Here is a 15,939-nt window from a genome sequence, read left to right as displayed (position 1 = left end):
GCCCTGAGTCGTTCGGGCGGCCTAACGCGTCACCGGGACAGGCGGGACGCCTGTCCCACTCATCAGTTCCCGAGAGGCACAAGCGTCTCGCCCGTGCTCCCGGTGCCACACGTCCAGTTCTGTCAGCGCCCGCGCCGAGATCGCCTCGTTGCGGGCCTTGCGATCGCGCCGCAACCGTCGGTCCATCGGCTCGAGAGGCGCCATGATCCCGAATGTGACATTGCTCGGCTGGTAGTGTTTCGGCTCGGCGTGCGACACATAGTACCCCAAGGCCCCGATGGCCGTCGTCCTCGGCGGCGCCGACGTGGCTCGTCCGTGCGCCACCGCAGCCGCGTTGATTCCAGCCAGCAGCCCTGAGGCCGCCGACTCCACGTAGCCTTCCACGCCGGAGACCTGTCCCGCGAAGAACAGCAGCGGCCGCGTACGGACTTGCCACGTGTCGGCCAGCACGGTCGGGCCGTTGATGTACGTGTTGCGGTGCACGAGGCCGAACCGCACGAACTCGGCATGCTCGAGCCCCGGGATCAGCCGGAACACACGCGCCTGCTCGGCCCACTTCAACTGCGTCTGGAACCCGACGAGACTGTAGTGATCCGCCGCGAGGTTGTCCTGACGCAACTGCACGACCGCGTACGCCCCGCGTCCGGTCTTCGGATCGACGAGCCCCACGGGCTTCATCGGGCCAAACCGCAGCGTGTCCGGCCCGCGATGTGCCATCACCTCGATCGGCAGGCAGCCCTCGAAGAACTTCTCCTTCTCGAAGTCGTGCAGCGCCGCGCGCTCGGCCGTCATCAGGGCGTCGTGGAAGCGCGCATACTCCTCCGCGGTGAACGGACAGTTCAGATAGTCGCCTTCGCCATCGTCCACGCCGCAGGCCCTGGCGGGGCCGGAGCCGGACCGATCATCGGCGGGGCTGAGGTCCTGCGCGACGTTCGCGGCCTCGGCGCCTCGAAGGCTTCGTGCCCATCGTGACGCCCGAAACACGCGGGATTGGTCGACCGTCTCGGCGAGAACGATGGGACTGACGGCGTCGTAGAAGTAGAGGTGGGCCCGGCCGACGAGCGCGGCAATGCGGTCCGACAGCGGCTGCGAGGTCAGCGGCCCGGTTGCGATGATGACGGGCCCATCCGCGCCTTGCGGCTCGGGAATGTCGGTGATCTCTTCCCGCACCAGCGTGATGAGCGGATCGTGGGTCACCAGTTCGGTGACGCGATCGGCAAAGCGCTCGCGATCGACGGCCAGCGCCGCGCCGGCCGGCACGCGCACCTCATCGGCCACGCGCATCACCAGCGAGTCGAGATGCCGCATCTCCTCCTTCAGGAGCCCGACGGCGTTGTCCAGCTTGTCGCTTCGGAAGGAGTTGCTGCAGACCAACTCGGCCAGCCGGTCGGTCTTGTGGACATCGGTCGGACGGACCGGCCGCATCTCGTGGATGGTGACTGCCACGCCCCGCCGCGCGAGCTGCCAGGCGGCCTCGCACCCCGCCAGCCCGCCGCCGACGATGTGCACCATGGTCAGGAAACCCCGGCTGCGGCCCGCTTGCGCCGCGCGCCACCCTTCTTGCGTGGTCCGAGAGCCGCACGCGCGTCGATCAGTTCGACCGCCTCGCGCAGGCCCAGGGTGGTGGGATCGGTCCCCTTCGGCAACGACGCGTTGGTCTTGCCGTCCGACACGTACGGGCCGTAGCGGCCCTCGAACAGCTTGACCGTGGCGCCGTCTTCGCGGGCGCCCAGTTCGCGCAGCACGGTCAGTGCCGCGGACTGGCGACGACGGCTCTGCTTGGGCGCCTGGAGCAGGGCGACTGCCCTGTCCAGCGTAATCGTATAGACGTCGTCGTCCGGTTCGAGCGACCGGAACTCGTCGCCGTGTTTGACGTACGGACCGAAGCGCCCGACGCTGGCCGCGATCGACTCGCCACTCTCGGGATGCGTCCCAAGGACCCGCGGGAGACTCAGCAGCTTGAGCGCCAGTGGGAGGTCCATTTCCGCTTCGGTGACGCCGCGCGGCAAAGAGGCACGCCTCGGCTTCTCGACCTTCGCGGCCTTCTCGGCCTTCGCACCCTTCGCACCCTTCGCGCCCTTCGCCGGTTTCTCGGGCGTCTCGCCGAGCTGAACATACGGGCCGAACCGGCCCGTCGCGAGGTACACCGTCTGCCCGGTGGCCGGATCGACGCCGAGTTCGCGCGGCCCGGCGGCCTTCGCGCGGACGAGCGACATCGCGCGTTCCACGGAGAGATCGGCCGGCGGGAGGTCGTCCGGCAGCGAGGCGGTGTTCCCGGCACCACCATCGCCCACCTGCAGGAACGGACCGAACTTCCCGATGCGAACCCGAACCGGCTGACCGCTGTCCGGATCCTCGCCGATGTCGATCACCGGGTAGTCGATCCGCTGCTCGCCTTCCTGAGCCATCCCTTCGAGGCCCTTGTGGTGCCGGCCGTCGCCGCGGAAGAACTCACGGATGAAATCGATCCAGGGACGCTCGCCGTTGGAAATCTCGTCGAGGTCCTTCTCCATCTCCGCCGTGAAACTGATGTCCACGAAGTCGGAGAAGTGATCGCGCAGCAGATAGGTGACCGCGAACGCCGTGAAACTCGGGACCAGTGCCTTGCCCTGCCGAAAGACATAGCCGCGCTTGAGAATCGTCTCGATCGTCGGCTCGTAGGTGGACGGCCGGCCGATGCCTTCCTCCTCGAGCTTCTTGATGAGCGACGCCTCGGTGAACCGCGCCGGCGGCGTCGTCTCGTGCTTCTTCGGATCGAGGCCGACGAGCGAGGCCCGTGCCCGTGCGTCCGCTGCGGACCCGGGCGCCACGACCAGATCACCCTCCTTGAATGCAGGGAGAATCGTCTCCTGCGCCTCGAGCTCGCTGTCAGGATCGTCGCTGCCCTCGACGTACGCGCGGCGGTAGCCGGCGAACTCGATCGCCTTGCCTGTCGCCGTCAGCGCGCACGGCTCGTCGTCCGGGCCGGTCGCGGTGAGTTCGACGGTTGTCTTCAGGATGCGCGCGTCGGGCATCTGCGACGCCATCGTGCGCTTCCAGATCAGGTCGTAGAGGCGCAACTCGTCGGCGTCGAGCACCCCGGTGAGTTGCTGCGGCGTCAACCTGAAGTCCGTCGGCCGGATGGCCTCGTGGGCCTCCTGCGCGTTGCGGACCTGCGTCTGGTAGCGGCGTGGGCCCTGGTAGTACTCGTCGCCGAACATCGCGCGGATCGCCCGGCCCGATTCAGTGAGGGCCTTGTCGCTGAGCGTCGTGGAGTCGGTTCGATGATAGGTGATGATGCCTTCGATCGTCCCGTCGGCCAGTTCCACGCCGTCCTTCAGCCGCTGCGCAATCCGCATCGTCCGGCTCGTCGAGAACCCGAGCTTGCGGCTGGCTTCCTGCGTGAGCGTGGAGGTGGTGAAGGGCGGCGCCGGGCGCTCGGTGCCGGGACGCAGGTCCACGGCGGTGACTCGCCACGGCAAGTTGTGGCGAATGGCGGCGGCGACCCGGCGCGCCGCCGGCTCATCGAGGTGTCGCACACCCTTGCCGGTCAGTGCGCCGGTGGCGGGGTCGAAATCGCGACCGACGGCGACGCGCGCGTTGCCGACACGCACCAGCGTGGCCGGGAACTCGCGGCCTTCGCCCGACAGTCTGGCCTCGATGTCCCAGTACGTGGCCGTCCGGAACGCCCGCCTGGCTTCCTCGCGTTCGACGATCAGACGCACCGCAACGCTCTGAACCCGCCCGGCGCTGAGGCCTGTCCTCACCTTCTTCCACAGCACCGGTGACAGGGTGTACCCGTAGAGGCGATCGAGAATCCGCCGGCTCTCCTGGGCCTTCACCAGGTTCTCGTCGAGGTCGTGCGCCTGCGCGATGGCCTCCTGCACGGCCTCGAGGGTGATCTCGTGGAACGTCACACGGCGAACCGGAACCTTCGGCTTCAGCACGTCCTTCAGATGCGAGCTGATCGACTCCCCTTCGCGGTCGGGGTCGGTCGCGAGCAGCACCTGAGTGGCATCCTTCATCGCGGACCGCAGAGCAGTGACGTGGCGCCGTTTCGACGCGGGAATGACGTAGTAGGGCTTGAAATCTCCGTCGGTATCCACGCCCAGGTTCGCCCACTTCTTGTCACGAATCTCAGCGGGAACTTCTTCGGCGCTCTCCGGCAGGTCGCGGATGTGGCCGAAGCTGGCCTCCACGCGATAGTCCTTCCCCAGGAAGCGGGTGAGCGTCTTTGCCTTGGCAGGCGATTCCACGATGACGAGTGATTTGGCCATCAGTCTTCTACCGCCGAACTGACGAGGTTCGACCCCGTCCATCCGACTTACGTTAGCACGTTCGCCCGGCTCGCACGAACCTGCCGCTCCGAACGCGGCGAATCGAGCCCTGCAACTCGAGTTCGAGCAGACCGGGCAGGAGCTGAGCCGGAGTCTGGCCGGTCTGGCGGCCTATTCCGTCCAAGTCGTAGCTCTCGCCGGCCACCATCGCCGACAGGATGGGGTTGTCGAGGACGGTTGATTGGCCGGAGGATTCGAGCAGTGGCCGGAGGGAACTGGTTCGGAGCACCGCCAGCACGTCACCCGACGTTTCGACCAGCGTGGCGCCGTCGCGGAGCAGGTGGTGGCAGCCGGTGTGGCGGCCTGAGAGCACGCTGCCGGGCACCGCCATGACCTCACGGCCCTGCGACAGGGCGAATTCGGCCGTGATGAGTGACCCGCTCTTCTCCGCGGCTTCGATGACAATGACAGCCAGGGAGAGACCGCTGATGATGCGATTGCGCGCCGGAAATCGAAAGCGCTCGGGCGGCGTGCCCGGCGGCCACTCGCTGACGAGCGCGCCCCGCTCGGCTATCGTCGCCGCCAGCGCCCCATGCTCGGGCGGATACACGATGTCCGGCCCCGATCCCAGGACCGCCACCGTGTCGCCATCCGCCCCCAGGGCGGCGCGGTGCCCGGCCGAATCCACGCCGCGCGCCAGCCCGCTGACGATGGTGGCGCCGGCGGCGGCCAGTTCGCCTGCCAGCCGCGACACCACCTCGAGCCCGTATGGCGACGCCGCCCTCGACCCGACCATCGCCACGCAGGGCCTGTGGAGCGACTCGGGCTGTCCCTTCAGCCACAGCACCAGCGGCGGATCGGGAATGGCCCCGAGGAGGCGCGGATACCGCGGATCGCCCCACGGAATCGTCAGGATGTCGAGACTGGCGGCCTTGGCCAGGTCGTGGGCCGCCCGCGTACGCAGCCTTGCGGCAATCGCGTCGGGCGCGAGACCCGGGCGTACCGCGTCGATGACCTGCTCGAGCACCAGGTCGTCGGACGACCGCCGCAGGAAGTCCGGGACTTCCGTTCGCCGCGGTTTCCACCAGCCGGACAGTGCCACGTAGTCTTCGAGCGCCAGCATGTCCCCCCTCGCCTCCGCACGCGGCGGCCGACCGGCTTTCGCGGCTCCGACGTCGCGATTGGGATGAGAACGGCAAACTAGATGGGTGAGCAGGACACTCTGGCGGACAGAGATCCAGCGCACCGCCGGAACCGGCGGCGCCCGACCTCATCGTCAATATAGGGAGCGGAACGTGACGACGCAAGGGGTGGCGGCGATCCGTCCCTCCCGGGTGACGCGTCCGACGAATGTCGTAAACCGGGTCTCAACACGTGCCGGAGAATCGCAGGATCCTCGGTGGCACCGGCTTTGCTGTAGCACCTGGGGAGACGATGGTGTCGGTCAATTGCCAGTCCAGGGGCGAACGACTATAGTGGGATCATCCTTAGGAGTCCGATGCGCAGGATCGTTGCCTTCACTCTGCTGATGATTGCCGTTGCCGCTCCCCTGGCGCTCGCCGCGAACGCCAGGAGCGAGGCGAAGGCCCAGGTCGCGTTCGGCATCGACGTCGCCCAGAAGGGTCTCTGGAAAGAGGCCCTGTTCCGCTGGGAGAAAGCCGTCGAGCTCGACCCGCAATACGCCGCCGCGTACAACAACCTGGCCATCGCGTACGAGCACGAGGGACTGTTCGACAAGGCGCGCCAGGCCTACGAGAAGGCGATGGCGCTCGCCCCGAAGAACGTGCTCGTCCGTCAAAACTACGAATTCTTCAAGGAAATCAATGACCGCGCGAGCCGTCGTCGCACTCGCTAGCCTGGCTGCGGCGCTCTCGGTCGGCGCCTGCGGCACCAGTTCGTACGAGGTGGCCATCGAGACGCCGATCACGCCGAAGCTCGATGTCTCGCCGTTCCAGCGCGTCCTGGTCGCCGGCTTCGTCGCCGGCGGATCCGACGACGTGGATGCGAACATGGAGACGGTGCGGCTCCTGCGCAGCCAGTTGCGCACGAAGTCGAACATGAAGGTGATCGAGGCCGACGTCATCCCGCTGACCGAGGTGGCCGCCGAGCAGAAGCCGGCCGAAGGCGACGGCACGGGCGCCGGCGCGCCGGACCCCGCCAAAGCCTCGACGCTGCCCAAGCAGATCAAGGACGAGAAGGACCTCGAGGCGTACGACACCGTGTTCGCGAACGCCAACTACTGGAAGAAGCTCGGCGAGGAGTTCCAGAGCCCGCTGATTGTGACCGGCACGGTGCTGTTCACGCCGCATGCGCGGTCCGGATACGTGCAGCGCGAGCGGGAGCAGATCGATGCGTACGGCCGGCGCACGGTCGAGCCGGTTCGCGCATACATGGAGCGCAAGGGGTACATCCTCCGGCCGCGGTTCGTCTTCATCGATGGCCGGACGGGCGCGACGCTCTACTCCGAGACGTTCCGCGAAGAGGTGCTGTACAACCCGCAGCAGGACACGCCGGCGCTGTCCTCCTTCTTCGAGCTGATGGATCGCCTGATTCCCGGCTTCCTCGGCACGCTGAGCAGCCAGAAGATCAGGGGCACGAGGACGCTGCTGAAGTAGACGGACTTTGTGCTGAGCGAGCAACACCGGCCGCCTGACGGACACTCAGGCCGCGGACCGGCGCCTCGCCACGTGCCTTTCGCATCGCTGGCAGCAACTCCTCAATCAGCTTCGCCGCAAGCCTGCGCGCCGCACGCGGTGCCGGTTCATGTCGGCCTCCCCTCAGCAGGCCTGATCGCGTGCGTCAGAGCGAACGGCCTGGACGATACGACGCATACACCGCGTCTCCGCGGCGGCGGGTCACGTACTGTGGCGTGATCGGACGCCGTGGGCGCCGTTCGGAAGAGCCGCCCCGCCCGGGCACAGCAGTCGCTGCGGGACGGGGAACGTCGATAGGAATGAAGACTACTTCCGGTGTCGCAGGACGCGCAGCGCGTCTTCGAGGACGGGCAAGATGGCCTTGTCCTCGGGACGACCGGCCCGGCGTGTGCTGGCGATGATGCGATCGAGCGGCAGGACAGGAACCAGGAGCTTGCCGACCTGGATGGTGACCGCCTTGCTGAACTCGTCGCGAAAACTCTTGAGGCCGTGCATGTGCATCTCGATGTCGAAGAGATCCGTGCCGCCGCCAGCGCCCGCTGAGCCACCGATCTCCTTCCTCTCCATGGTCACCCGCGAGACGGATTGACGGACCGCGCACGTCCTCCCGGTCCCCAAGAAGCCGCAAACGCTCAGGCGGCCTTCACAAACCAGCCAAGTACTGGTAACCTAGTTGTTTCCCAGTGTCCGGGATGCCCCGGCAGGGGCTTGTGCGCTCGCGCGCAGCACCGCGGGCCGAGTCGCCCGCGGCCACTGCGACATCGACAGGAGATACAGGCGTGTACGCGATTGTTCAATGTGGCGGGCACCAGGTGAAGATGGTCCCGGGCGAAACGCTCGTGGTCGATCACCTCGGCAAGGACAAGGGCGCCGAGGTCAATTTTGACCAGGTGCTGGTCGTGGAAAAGGACGGCGGCGAACTGATGGCCGGCGCCCCCTTCGTGGCGGGCGCGCGCGTCGTGGCCGTCGTGGAAGGTACCTCGCGGGGCCCCAAGATCCGCGTCTTCAAGAAGAAGCGGCGCAAGGGGATGCGGCGGACCAAGGGTCACCGCAGCACGTACACGCGGGTCACCGTCAAGGAAATCGTTCTGTAGGTTGGGGTCATAGGTCATGGCACACAAGAAAGGACAGGGCAGCTCCCGCAACGGCCGCGACAGCAATTCCCAGCGGCTGGGCGTGAAGCGCCACGACGGCAACATCGTGACCGGAGGGTCCATCCTCATCCGGCAGCGCGGACGTCGCTTCAGCGCGGGTCTCAACGTGGGGCTGGCGAAAGACGACTCGCTGTTCGCCAAGGTGACTGGCCGCGTGCGTTTCGAGGATCATGGGGGCCACGGCCGCAAGATCAGCGTCCTGCCCATCGAATAGCGCGGGCCCGGCCCGCGCCGTGATTGCGACCTACTGAATGTTCGTTGACGAGGTCGACATCCGGGTGTCCGCGGGCGATGGTGGCCGCGGGTGCGTCAGCTTTCGCCGCGAGAAGTTCGTGCCCCGCGGCGGCCCGAACGGCGGCGACGGCGGCGACGGCGGATCGGTGTTTCTCGTCGCCAGCCCGCACCTCAATACCCTCGTCAACTTCCGCTTCCATCCCGAATTCCATGCCCGCCGCGGCGGCCACGGCGAGGGATCCAACCGCCACGGACACAACGGCGCGGACCTCGCCCTCGAGGTTCCGGTCGGCACGGTCGTCCACCGGATCGACCCGGAGGGCGGCGAGCCGACCCTCGTCGTCGATCTGACCGAGGAAGGTCAGCGGGCGCTCGTCGCCCAGGGCGGGAAGGGCGGACGCGGCAACGCGCAGTTCGTCAGCTCGACCAACCGCGCCCCGCGGCGCGCCGACCCCGGCACGCCCGGCGAGATCTGGGCGCTTCGTCTCCAGCTCAAGTTGCTGGCTGACGTGGGCCTGGTCGGTTACCCGAACGCCGGCAAATCGACGCTCATCTCGCGCATCTCGGCGGCCAAGCCGAAGATCGCGGACTATCCGTTCACCACGCTGACACCGCACCTCGGCGTCGTCCGGCTGGGCGACGACCGCAGCTTCGTGGTCGCCGACGTGCCAGGCCTGATCGAGGGCGCGCACCGGGGGCAGGGCCTCGGCCACCAGTTCCTGCGCCACATCGAGCGGACGAAGGTGATTGTCTACCTCGTTGACGTGTCATCCGCTTCCGGGCGCGAACCGGATGCCGACCTCGATGTCATCCGCCACGAACTGCTGCTGTTCCAGGCGGAGATGCTCGACCGTCCGCAGCTCGTCGCGGCGAACAAGGTGGATGCGCTCGACGATCCGGAACGCCTCGCGCGCCTGACGGCGAAAGCCGAGAGCCTCGGCCTCCCGCTGTTCCGCGTCTCTGCGGTAACGGGCGAAGGCGTGCGGGAGCTGCTCGAAGCCATGTGGCGCGGCATCATCGGCCGGCTCGCGGAGCCGGACGAATGACGGGCGCGGGCCTGACGGGGATTCTCGGCGGCACGTTCGACCCCGTGCATCTTGGACATCTCGCCGCGGCCCAGGCGGCCAGCGCCGCGCTTGCGCTCGACCGTGTCCTGTTGATCCCGTCTCACCATCCGCCGCACCGTCCCCGTTCGCCACACGCATCGGCGTTTCATCGGTTCGCGATGGTCTCGCTGGCGATCGGAGGCCATCCGCAGTTGACCGCGTCCGACGTCGAGCTGCGGCAGCCGGGGCCGTCGTACACCGCGGTCACACTGCGCGCGCTTCACCGGTCCGGCACGCCGGCATCGCAACTCTTCTTCATCACGGGCACCGACGCGTTTGCAGATATTGCCACCTGGCACGACTATCCGGCCGTCCTCGACCTCGCGCACTTCATCGTCATCTCGCGGCCGGGACGATCGTTCGACGCGCTCGAGTCGCGCCTGCCGGACCTGGCCCCACGGATGCGCATGGCGGAATCGAGGGCGAAAATGCCGGCCGGAGTGGTCGAATCCCCGCGCATCTTCCTGGTGACCGCCGACACGCCGGATGTATCGTCGACGGAAATCCGGGCGAGGGCACGGGCTGGTCAATCGCTCGAGACCTTCGTCCCGGCCGCGGTCGAGGACCACATTCGGCGGCACGGCCTGTATCGGGAATAGCCGCCAACGGGGAAAGGCGGACAGGCCGAACGCCAAGCAGGCGCGCTTGCCCCGCCGAAACGCGGACGGACGGTTGAGGCACGAAGGCGGCTCGCCCTGAGTGAGCGGAGCGAACCGAAGCGGAGAGCAACTTGCATGAGTACAACCGACGGTCGGAAGGCACACTCGAAGAACGAAGGCTTGCCCGCCGCGATTGAGCAGGCCGTCCAGGCCGCGCGCGACAAGAAGGCGGTGGACGTGGTGGCGCTGGATTTGCGCCAACTCGCCAGCTTCACCGACTTCTTCGTCATCTGCTCCGGCCAGAACACCCGGCAGGTGCAGGCGATCGCGGATGCAGTCGAGGACTCGCTCCGGAACGCCCAGGTGAAGCCTGCCCACGTCGAGGGCTTCGAGCGGGCCGAATGGATCCTGCTCGACTACTTCGATTTCATCGTCCACGTCTTCAACACCGAGCGCCGGGAGTTCTACGCCCTCGAGCGCCTGTGGGGCAGCGCCGAGCGCGTGGCGTTACCTGACGAGCCGAAGGCGAAGCGGAAGACCTAGCGCCCACCGCGGAGCACGGAGCACGGAGAAGGGCAGATGCAGTCAGCGACGACGGGGCATCGTTCCTCTCCGGTCTCAGTGGTTCGCTTTCGGGTCGCCGTTCTCCGCTCGCCGCTCTCCCTCCTCCGGTCCGCCTTCTCCGTGCTTCGTTCGACGTGCGTCGAACCCGTCCTGGGCATCCTCCTCGCCCCCCGCTGCCTCGCGTGCGATGTGCCTCTCGACACCCCGTCGGCCGGCCCCGTCTGCGCCGCCTGCTGGCAGTCCGTTCACCCGCTGACTCCGCCGCTCTGTGACGCCTGCGGCGACGCGGTGCCGCGCGAGGATCGTGTCGGGGCGTGCATCTGTGCCCGCTGCCTGAACCATGCGCCGCTCATCGTCCGCAGCCGGGCGGCTGGCGCCTACGACGGCGCGCTCAGGCAGATCGTCCACGCGCTGAAGTACGAGGGACGGCGCACGCTGGCTGCGCCTCTGGCCCGCCTCATGCGCGTCCGAGGGGCCGATGTGCTGGCCGGCGCGGATCTGGTCGTCCCGGTCCCGTTGCACTGGCGCCGCCGCTATACGCGCGGCTTCAACCAGGCGGAGGATTTGGCGCGGCACCTCGGGCTGCCCGTCTGCTGCGCGCTGCGCCGCGTGCGGTACACCCGGGCACAGTTCGGGTTGACGGCGACCGAACGGCGTCGGAACCTGGGACGTGCGTTCGCGCGGCGCCGCCGGTGGTGGCGAACGGGTGACGCGAACGCGAGACGCCTCGAAGGCGCGTGCGTGGTCCTGGTGGACGATGTGAACACCACGGGCGCCACGCTGGAGGCGTGTGCGAACGCGTTGCTGGAATACGGCGTGCGGGAGGTTCGCGCGCTCACGGCTGCGCGAGCGTTGTCGACGCGGCACGGGCCACATCCGCAGCCACGGCCTCGATCGAGCGCTCCCCGTCGACAGCGATCCAGCCCGGGCGGGTTGCCTGGCGCCGGTAGCTGACGCGGACACGGGCGAGCATGGCGAGGTCCTGCTCGAATCGATCGCGGTTCGCGCGCTTTCGGCCGGCGGCCGTCTCCGGGGCGATGTCGATCATCACGGTGAGCGCCGGCGCCGGCAGGTACTTCTGGGCGTCGAACAGCCAGTCGGCGTCGAGGCCCTGCGCCTCGCCGTACGCCACGCTCGACGCGAGGTAGCGATCAGCGATCACGACCTGCCCTTCGCCCATCGCCCGGACGATTGCCGGCTTCCACTCGTACCGGTTCGCGATCATCAGCATCTGGATCACGTCAGGCCCGTAGTCCCGTTCGCCGTGCAGCGCGCGGTGCAACTCGGTGCCGATCGGCGTCGAGTAGTCGGGAAACGTGACCGGCAACACGCGCCGGCCCGCCTCGGTCAGCCGCGCCCCGAGGAGCCGGGCTTGCGTCTCCTTCCCGCTCTGATCCAGTCCTTCGAACGCGATGAGAATTCCCGTCATGCAAGCTCGCCTCTCCGCCTCGCCGCCTGCTCCTTCGACTCGCTCCGCTCGCTCAGGGCAAGCCGCCTTGCCGCCTGCCCGCTACACTTCGAGCGCCGTCATGTCCTCGATCGTCTGCCGGCGACGGATGACGTCCCACTGGCCGTGGTCCACCATCACCTCGCAGGGCAGGGGCCGGCGGTTGTAGGTGAAGGACATGGCCGACCCGTACGCGCCCGCGTCGAGCACGGCCACCAGGTCGCCAACCTCCAGCGGCGGCAGCATCCGGTCCTTCCCCACCGTGTCGCTGCTCTCGCAGAGCGGCCCGACCACCTCGCACAGCGCCGGCTCGCCCGGTCGGGGCTGCACCGGCTCGATTCGGTGATAGGCGCCGTAGAGCGCGGGCCGCAGCAACTCCGTCATGCCGGCATCGAGCACGACGAACGGCTTGTCGCCGTCGTTCGACTTCACGTCGATCACGCGTGCGAGCAGCACCGCAGACGGTCCCACGATGACGCGGCCGGGCTCGAGGAGCACGGTGAAGCCGGTGTCCTTGACGATTGGCAGCAGCGCGTTCGCGTACTCGTCGACGGTGGGCGTCGAACTGCCGTCGTACGGGATGCCCAGCCCCCCGCCAACGTCCACGTGCTCGATGCCAATGCCGTCGGCTCGGAGCTCGAGAGCCAACGCGACGAGCGCCTCGGCCGCGCGCTCGAGCGGGTTCAGATCCGTGATCTGCGATCCGATATGGATGTGGACGCCGACGGGCCTGAGGCCGGGGCGCGCGGCCGCCTCCCGGTAGAGTTGCCGGGCCCGATCGATTGGAACGCCGAACTTGTTGAGGCGCCGGCCGGTCGAGATGTGGGGATGGCTGCCCGCGTCGATGTCGGGATTGAGGCGAATGGCGACGCGTGCACGCACCCCGCGGGCCGTGGCCAACTCGTCGATTCGCTCCAGCTCGCCCGCCGACTCGACGTTGATCGTCTTGACGCCCAGCTCGACGGCGCGCCGTAGTTCGTCCTGCCGCTTGCCGACGCCGGTGAACACGAGGTCCTCCGGGCCGAACCCGGCACAGAGCGCGACTTCGATCTCGCCAACCGAGTTCGCATCGCCGCCGCTTCCGAGCGCGCGCAGGAGGCGCAGGATCGCGCGCGTGGAGTTCGCCTTGAGCGCATAGTGCACGGCGTGGGGCACGGACGCGAACGCCGAGTCGAGCCGCGTCCACGCCCCGCGGATCGACGCCGCACTGTACACGTAGGTTGGAGTGCCGACGCGCGCCGCGATCTCGGCGAGCGGGATGCCGTCGCAGGTGAGCCCGAGCGTGGCGTCGAAGGCGAACGTCTGGTCGCGTCGTTCCATCACGTGCGTGATTCTACCCGACGGCGGCAGTTTGACATCGCGAAAAACGCTCTGCTATCATCCCCATTCCCGCCACGGCGCTACTGAATGACAGCCCAGCTCCTCACCCCGCAGCCGCCCGTCGTCGACGACCTGATCGAGCGCTGCCTCGGCGGGGATCAGTACGCGTGGGAGCAGATCGTCCGACAGTACTGGCGCAAGGTCTTCAATGTCGCCTACAAGTTCGTCGGATCGCACGATCAGGCCGAGGATCTGACGCAGGAGATCTTCCTGAAGATCTTCCGCTCGCTCGACACCTTCGATCGCCGGGCCAACTTCCAGACGTGGCTCATCAGCGTGAGCCGGAATCTGTGCATCGACCACTACCGCAGCGTCCGCAAGGAACGCCAGACGATCGACCGCGACGTCACAGCCGAGGACACCTCCCCGGTGTCACCCACGGCGAGCCCGCTGGCCACCCTCGAGAACCGCGACCTGGCGGCGCTGCTCCGCCAGGCCCTGCAAACGCTGCCACAGTCGCTGCGGATGGCCGTGCTGCTGCGCGACATCCAGGAACTCTCCTACCAGGAGATTGCCGAGCGCCTCCGTCTCCCCGAGGGGACGGTGAAATCGCGGATCAACCGAGGCCGGAAGGAACTGGCCCGGCAGATCCTGAAGCTTCGCGAGGAGGCCGATGGGCGCCGGGTGGAGGCGCGGCCGCTCGGCGGCACCTCGCGTGGGACGCACGTGCACCGGACCGGAGGGGCTGAATGAACTTGACGATCACTCGAACGGGAGACATCGCGATCGTCCGCGTCGGCGAGGCGCGGCTCATGTACCCGCTGCTGTCGGACTTCGCCGGTTCGGTCGCGTCGCTGCTCGCGAGCGGCGACAAGAAGGTCGTGATCGATCTGGCGGGTGTCAACTACATCGACAGCGCCAGCATCGGCTGCCTGATGGACCTGTACCGCCAGGCCACCAGCGCGGGCGGCAAGCTGAAGCTCGCCGGGGTTCAAAAGCGCGTCGAAACGATGCTCACCATGACCGGCGCGCAGAATTTCCTGGAAATCCATCCCGACGAGGCGAGCGCGATCACGAGCTTCGGGGGGTAACCATGCGGAACATCACCACCACAACCGGCGCCGATATCGCCCTCGACGGCGACCTGCTGGCCATCATCGAGACGCTCTTCCAGGAGGTGACGGCCAAGCGCCAGCTCGATCGGTCCTACGAGGACATGATGCAGGAGATCCGGCACCTGATCGACCAGATGACGGACGTCGAGCGCCGCGACTATCTCGCCGAGAGCCTGTTCCACAACACCGTGCGGTTCGAGAACGAACGGCTCGCGAGCTACATGCAGAAACTGGCGAGCACCGGAACCAAGAAGCACGCCCGCTGACCGACGCCCGCTCGCGCTGCTCGAAGGAGAACGGCGAACGGAAGACGGAAAAGCAAAACGCGGAACCAAACGGCCGTTGAGCCGGTTCGTTCCGCGTTGTCGTCTTCAGCCGTTCAGCGCACCGTGTATCCGGTTCTGAAATCTCCTCGTCCGCCAGGACCCGGCCGCCAGTGTCCCGTCACGGTGGTTCGTTGCCGAAGTCCCGGAGCAACGCCGCCAACCGGGACGCCCCGCCCGGGAATTCGGTGGCAGATTACGGTTACAGGACGCTAGCTGCCGACCGTGGCCGCGCTCCCGAGCGGAGAGGTGGCCGGGACGCCCAGCGGCGCGATCAGCGGCTGCTCGACGAACTCCCACGCGTCGCGCTCTTCCATGAGCCTCGCCGCGAACGCCGTGTGCAGCGCGTGACCGCCCCGGTGCGCGACCAGGTGGCCGATCACCGGGTGACCCAGAAGCGCCAGGTCGCCAATCGCATCCAGAATCTTGTGGCGGACGAACTCGTCGTCGAACCGCAGCGGGTTGTTCAGGACGCCCGTCTCGCCGATGACCACCGCGTTCTCGAGCGACCCGCCGAGCGCGAAGCCGTGCTGCCGCAACAACTCGACTTCCTTGAGGAACGTGAAGGTGCGTGCGGGCGCGATCTGCTCGGTGAACGCCGCCTCGGTGATGCTCATCGTCCGCGCCTGGTGTCGGAGGAGCGGGTGGTCGTAGCTGATCGAGTAGGTGATCTTGAAGTGATCGCACGGAAACAGGGCGATCCGCTTGTCACCACGCGTCAGCTCGATCGGCCGCGTAATCCGGAGGAAGCGCTTCGGCACCGCCAGCGGCTTGATGCCCGCCTCGTGGATCAGATACACGAACGGCGCCGCGCTGCCGTCCATGATCGGCACCTCGGGGTAGTTCAATTCGACGATGACGTTGTCGATGCCGAGACTCACCAGCGCCGCGAGCAGGTGCTCGACCGTCTCGACCGACCCCTCGTTCTGTGTCAGCCCGGTCGCATACTGGATGCCGGCCAGATTGCCGACCGTCGCGTCGATCTCGAGACCGCCGAGATCGGTGCGACGAAAACGGATCCCCGAATTGGCGGGTGCGGGCTTGAGTGAGAGGGTGACCTTATTGCCGGAGTGAAGTCCAATCCCGGCGCAGGAGACCTGTCGACGAAGAGTCCGTTGTGAGTCCATTAGCCTCTCATACGCACGAGTAGGGGAATAAGGCAACTAG

The 15,939-nt window shown here is 67.7% G+C and carries 18 protein-coding genes; 11 read left to right on the top strand and 7 right to left on the bottom strand.

Going from position 1 to position 15,939, the window contains the following annotated elements; translation table 11 throughout:
• Positions 1-21: 21 nt before the first annotated feature.
• From trmFO to dprA, 3 genes are read right to left on the bottom strand one after another with little or no spacing between them, the layout of a single operon-like run.
• Positions 22-1,512, bottom strand: a complete 1,491-nt coding sequence (trmFO, locus tag VGK32_15840; protein HEY3383243.1) for a methylenetetrahydrofolate--tRNA-(uracil(54)-C(5))-methyltransferase (FADH(2)-oxidizing) TrmFO — start codon at positions 1,510-1,512, stop codon at positions 22-24.
• A 2-nt stretch (positions 1,513-1,514) separates the two neighbouring features.
• Positions 1,515-4,256, bottom strand: coding sequence for a type I DNA topoisomerase (topA, locus tag VGK32_15835; protein HEY3383242.1), 2,742 nt, complete (start codon positions 4,254-4,256; stop codon positions 1,515-1,517).
• 52 nt (positions 4,257-4,308) lie between these two features.
• Complete coding sequence (gene dprA, locus VGK32_15830; GenBank protein HEY3383241.1) at positions 4,309-5,379, bottom strand: DNA-processing protein DprA; 1,071 nt, start codon at positions 5,377-5,379, stop codon at positions 4,309-4,311.
• A gap of 375 nt (positions 5,380-5,754) precedes the next feature.
• On the opposite strand from dprA, the gene VGK32_15825 reads away from it, so the two are divergent.
• Together VGK32_15825 and VGK32_15820 are read left to right on the top strand one after the other, a co-directional pair.
• A complete protein-coding gene (locus VGK32_15825; GenBank protein ID HEY3383240.1) occupies positions 5,755-6,111 on the top strand; it encodes a tetratricopeptide repeat protein in 357 nt (118 codons plus the stop codon).
• A complete protein-coding gene (locus VGK32_15820; GenBank protein ID HEY3383239.1) occupies positions 6,080-6,871 on the top strand; it encodes a hypothetical protein in 792 nt (263 codons plus the stop codon). Before VGK32_15825 ends, VGK32_15820 begins: the two co-directional genes overlap by 32 nt.
• A 345-nt stretch (positions 6,872-7,216) precedes the next feature.
• Here VGK32_15820 and VGK32_15815 read toward each other — a convergent pair whose 3' ends face one another.
• Entirely contained in the window at positions 7,217-7,477 is a 261-nt protein-coding gene (locus VGK32_15815; GenBank protein HEY3383238.1) for a hypothetical protein, read from the bottom strand.
• 212 nt (positions 7,478-7,689) lie between these two features.
• Here VGK32_15815 and rplU point away from each other — a divergent pair, with 212 nt between their 5' ends.
• The 6 genes from rplU (at position 7,690) to VGK32_15785 (ending at position 11,521) form a co-directional block, all read left to right on the top strand.
• Positions 7,690-8,004: a 50S ribosomal protein L21 gene (gene rplU, locus VGK32_15810; protein HEY3383237.1), complete on the top strand. Its 315-nt coding sequence runs from the start codon at positions 7,690-7,692 to the stop codon at positions 8,002-8,004.
• A gap of 16 nt (positions 8,005-8,020) precedes the next feature.
• Complete coding sequence (rpmA, locus tag VGK32_15805; protein ID HEY3383236.1) at positions 8,021-8,278, top strand: 50S ribosomal protein L27; 258 nt, start codon at positions 8,021-8,023, stop codon at positions 8,276-8,278.
• 37 nt (positions 8,279-8,315) lie between these two features.
• Positions 8,316-9,344, top strand: a complete 1,029-nt coding sequence (gene obgE, locus VGK32_15800; protein ID HEY3383235.1) for a GTPase ObgE — start codon at positions 8,316-8,318, stop codon at positions 9,342-9,344.
• The gene (nadD, locus tag VGK32_15795) at positions 9,341-10,003 is read left to right on the top strand and encodes a nicotinate-nucleotide adenylyltransferase (protein HEY3383234.1); all 663 of its coding nucleotides are present in this window, start codon (positions 9,341-9,343) and stop codon (positions 10,001-10,003) included. Before obgE ends, nadD begins: the two co-directional genes overlap by 4 nt.
• 135 nt (positions 10,004-10,138) lie before the next feature.
• Positions 10,139-10,546 carry a ribosome silencing factor gene (gene rsfS, locus VGK32_15790; protein HEY3383233.1) on the top strand — a complete coding sequence of 136 codons (408 nt, stop codon included), beginning with the start codon at positions 10,139-10,141 and terminating at the stop codon, positions 10,544-10,546.
• 36 nt (positions 10,547-10,582) lie between these two features.
• Positions 10,583-11,521 carry a ComF family protein gene (locus tag VGK32_15785; protein ID HEY3383232.1) on the top strand — a complete coding sequence of 313 codons (939 nt, stop codon included), beginning with the start codon at positions 10,583-10,585 and terminating at the stop codon, positions 11,519-11,521.
• Here VGK32_15785 and tmk read toward each other — a convergent pair.
• A complete protein-coding gene (gene tmk / locus VGK32_15780) occupies positions 11,403-11,996 on the bottom strand; it encodes a dTMP kinase (GenBank protein ID HEY3383231.1) in 594 nt (197 codons plus the stop codon). The two genes, VGK32_15785 and tmk, sit on opposite strands and share 119 nt — an antisense overlap.
• Positions 11,997-12,077: 81 nt before the next feature.
• A complete protein-coding gene (gene lysA / locus VGK32_15775; GenBank protein ID HEY3383230.1) occupies positions 12,078-13,334 on the bottom strand; it encodes a diaminopimelate decarboxylase in 1,257 nt (418 codons plus the stop codon).
• A gap of 87 nt (positions 13,335-13,421) precedes the next feature.
• On the opposite strand from lysA, the gene VGK32_15770 reads away from it, so the two are divergent.
• The 3 genes from VGK32_15770 to VGK32_15760 are packed head-to-tail and all read left to right on the top strand — an operon-like array spanning position 13,422 to position 14,715.
• Entirely contained in the window at positions 13,422-14,087 is a 666-nt protein-coding gene (locus VGK32_15770) for a sigma-70 family RNA polymerase sigma factor (protein ID HEY3383229.1), read from the top strand.
• Positions 14,084-14,425 (top strand): STAS domain-containing protein, encoded by a 342-nt coding sequence (locus VGK32_15765; GenBank protein ID HEY3383228.1) that lies wholly within the window; start codon positions 14,084-14,086, stop codon positions 14,423-14,425. Before VGK32_15770 ends, VGK32_15765 begins: the two co-directional genes overlap by 4 nt.
• Positions 14,426-14,427: 2 nt before the next feature.
• Complete coding sequence (locus VGK32_15760; protein HEY3383227.1) at positions 14,428-14,715, top strand: hypothetical protein; 288 nt, start codon at positions 14,428-14,430, stop codon at positions 14,713-14,715.
• A gap of 269 nt (positions 14,716-14,984) precedes the next feature.
• Here VGK32_15760 and lpxC read toward each other — a convergent pair whose 3' ends face one another.
• The gene (gene lpxC / locus VGK32_15755) at positions 14,985-15,899 is read right to left on the bottom strand and encodes a UDP-3-O-acyl-N-acetylglucosamine deacetylase (GenBank protein ID HEY3383226.1); all 915 of its coding nucleotides are present in this window, start codon (positions 15,897-15,899) and stop codon (positions 14,985-14,987) included.
• Positions 15,900-15,939 lie beyond the last annotated feature (40 nt).

This window comes from Vicinamibacterales bacterium (assembly GCA_036504215.1).
GTDB lineage: Bacteria > Acidobacteriota > Vicinamibacteria > Vicinamibacterales > Fen-181 > FEN-299.
The sequence above is the reverse complement of the archived record's forward strand: the minus strand, read 5'-3'. Positions and strand labels throughout refer to the sequence as shown.

Excerpts from the sequence above, each read along its gene's own strand:
- trmFO (HEY3383243.1), bottom strand. The coding sequence starts at position 1,512 with ATGGTGCACATCGTCGGCGGCGGGCTGGCGGGGTGCGAGGCCGCCTGG.
- topA (HEY3383242.1), bottom strand. The coding sequence starts at position 4,256 with ATGGCCAAATCACTCGTCATCGTGGAATCGCCTGCCAAGGCAAAGACG.
- dprA (HEY3383241.1), bottom strand. The coding sequence starts at position 5,379 with ATGCTGGCGCTCGAAGACTACGTGGCACTGTCCGGCTGGTGGAAACCG.
- VGK32_15825 (HEY3383240.1), top strand. The coding sequence starts at position 5,755 with ATGCGCAGGATCGTTGCCTTCACTCTGCTGATGATTGCCGTTGCCGCT.
- VGK32_15820 (HEY3383239.1), top strand. The coding sequence starts at position 6,080 with ATGACCGCGCGAGCCGTCGTCGCACTCGCTAGCCTGGCTGCGGCGCTC.
- VGK32_15815 (HEY3383238.1), bottom strand. The coding sequence starts at position 7,477 with ATGGAGAGGAAGGAGATCGGTGGCTCAGCGGGCGCTGGCGGCGGCACG.
- rpmA (HEY3383236.1), top strand. The coding sequence starts at position 8,021 with ATGGCACACAAGAAAGGACAGGGCAGCTCCCGCAACGGCCGCGACAGC.
- obgE (HEY3383235.1), top strand. The coding sequence starts at position 8,316 with ATGTTCGTTGACGAGGTCGACATCCGGGTGTCCGCGGGCGATGGTGGC.
- nadD (HEY3383234.1), top strand. The coding sequence starts at position 9,341 with ATGACGGGCGCGGGCCTGACGGGGATTCTCGGCGGCACGTTCGACCCC.
- rsfS (HEY3383233.1), top strand. The coding sequence starts at position 10,139 with ATGAGTACAACCGACGGTCGGAAGGCACACTCGAAGAACGAAGGCTTG.
- VGK32_15785 (HEY3383232.1), top strand. The coding sequence starts at position 10,583 with ATGCAGTCAGCGACGACGGGGCATCGTTCCTCTCCGGTCTCAGTGGTT.
- tmk (HEY3383231.1), bottom strand. The coding sequence starts at position 11,996 with ATGACGGGAATTCTCATCGCGTTCGAAGGACTGGATCAGAGCGGGAAG.
- lysA (HEY3383230.1), bottom strand. The coding sequence starts at position 13,334 with ATGGAACGACGCGACCAGACGTTCGCCTTCGACGCCACGCTCGGGCTC.
- VGK32_15770 (HEY3383229.1), top strand. The coding sequence starts at position 13,422 with ATGACAGCCCAGCTCCTCACCCCGCAGCCGCCCGTCGTCGACGACCTG.
- VGK32_15765 (HEY3383228.1), top strand. The coding sequence starts at position 14,084 with ATGAACTTGACGATCACTCGAACGGGAGACATCGCGATCGTCCGCGTC.
- VGK32_15760 (HEY3383227.1), top strand. The coding sequence starts at position 14,428 with ATGCGGAACATCACCACCACAACCGGCGCCGATATCGCCCTCGACGGC.
- lpxC (HEY3383226.1), bottom strand. The coding sequence starts at position 15,899 with ATGGACTCACAACGGACTCTTCGTCGACAGGTCTCCTGCGCCGGGATT.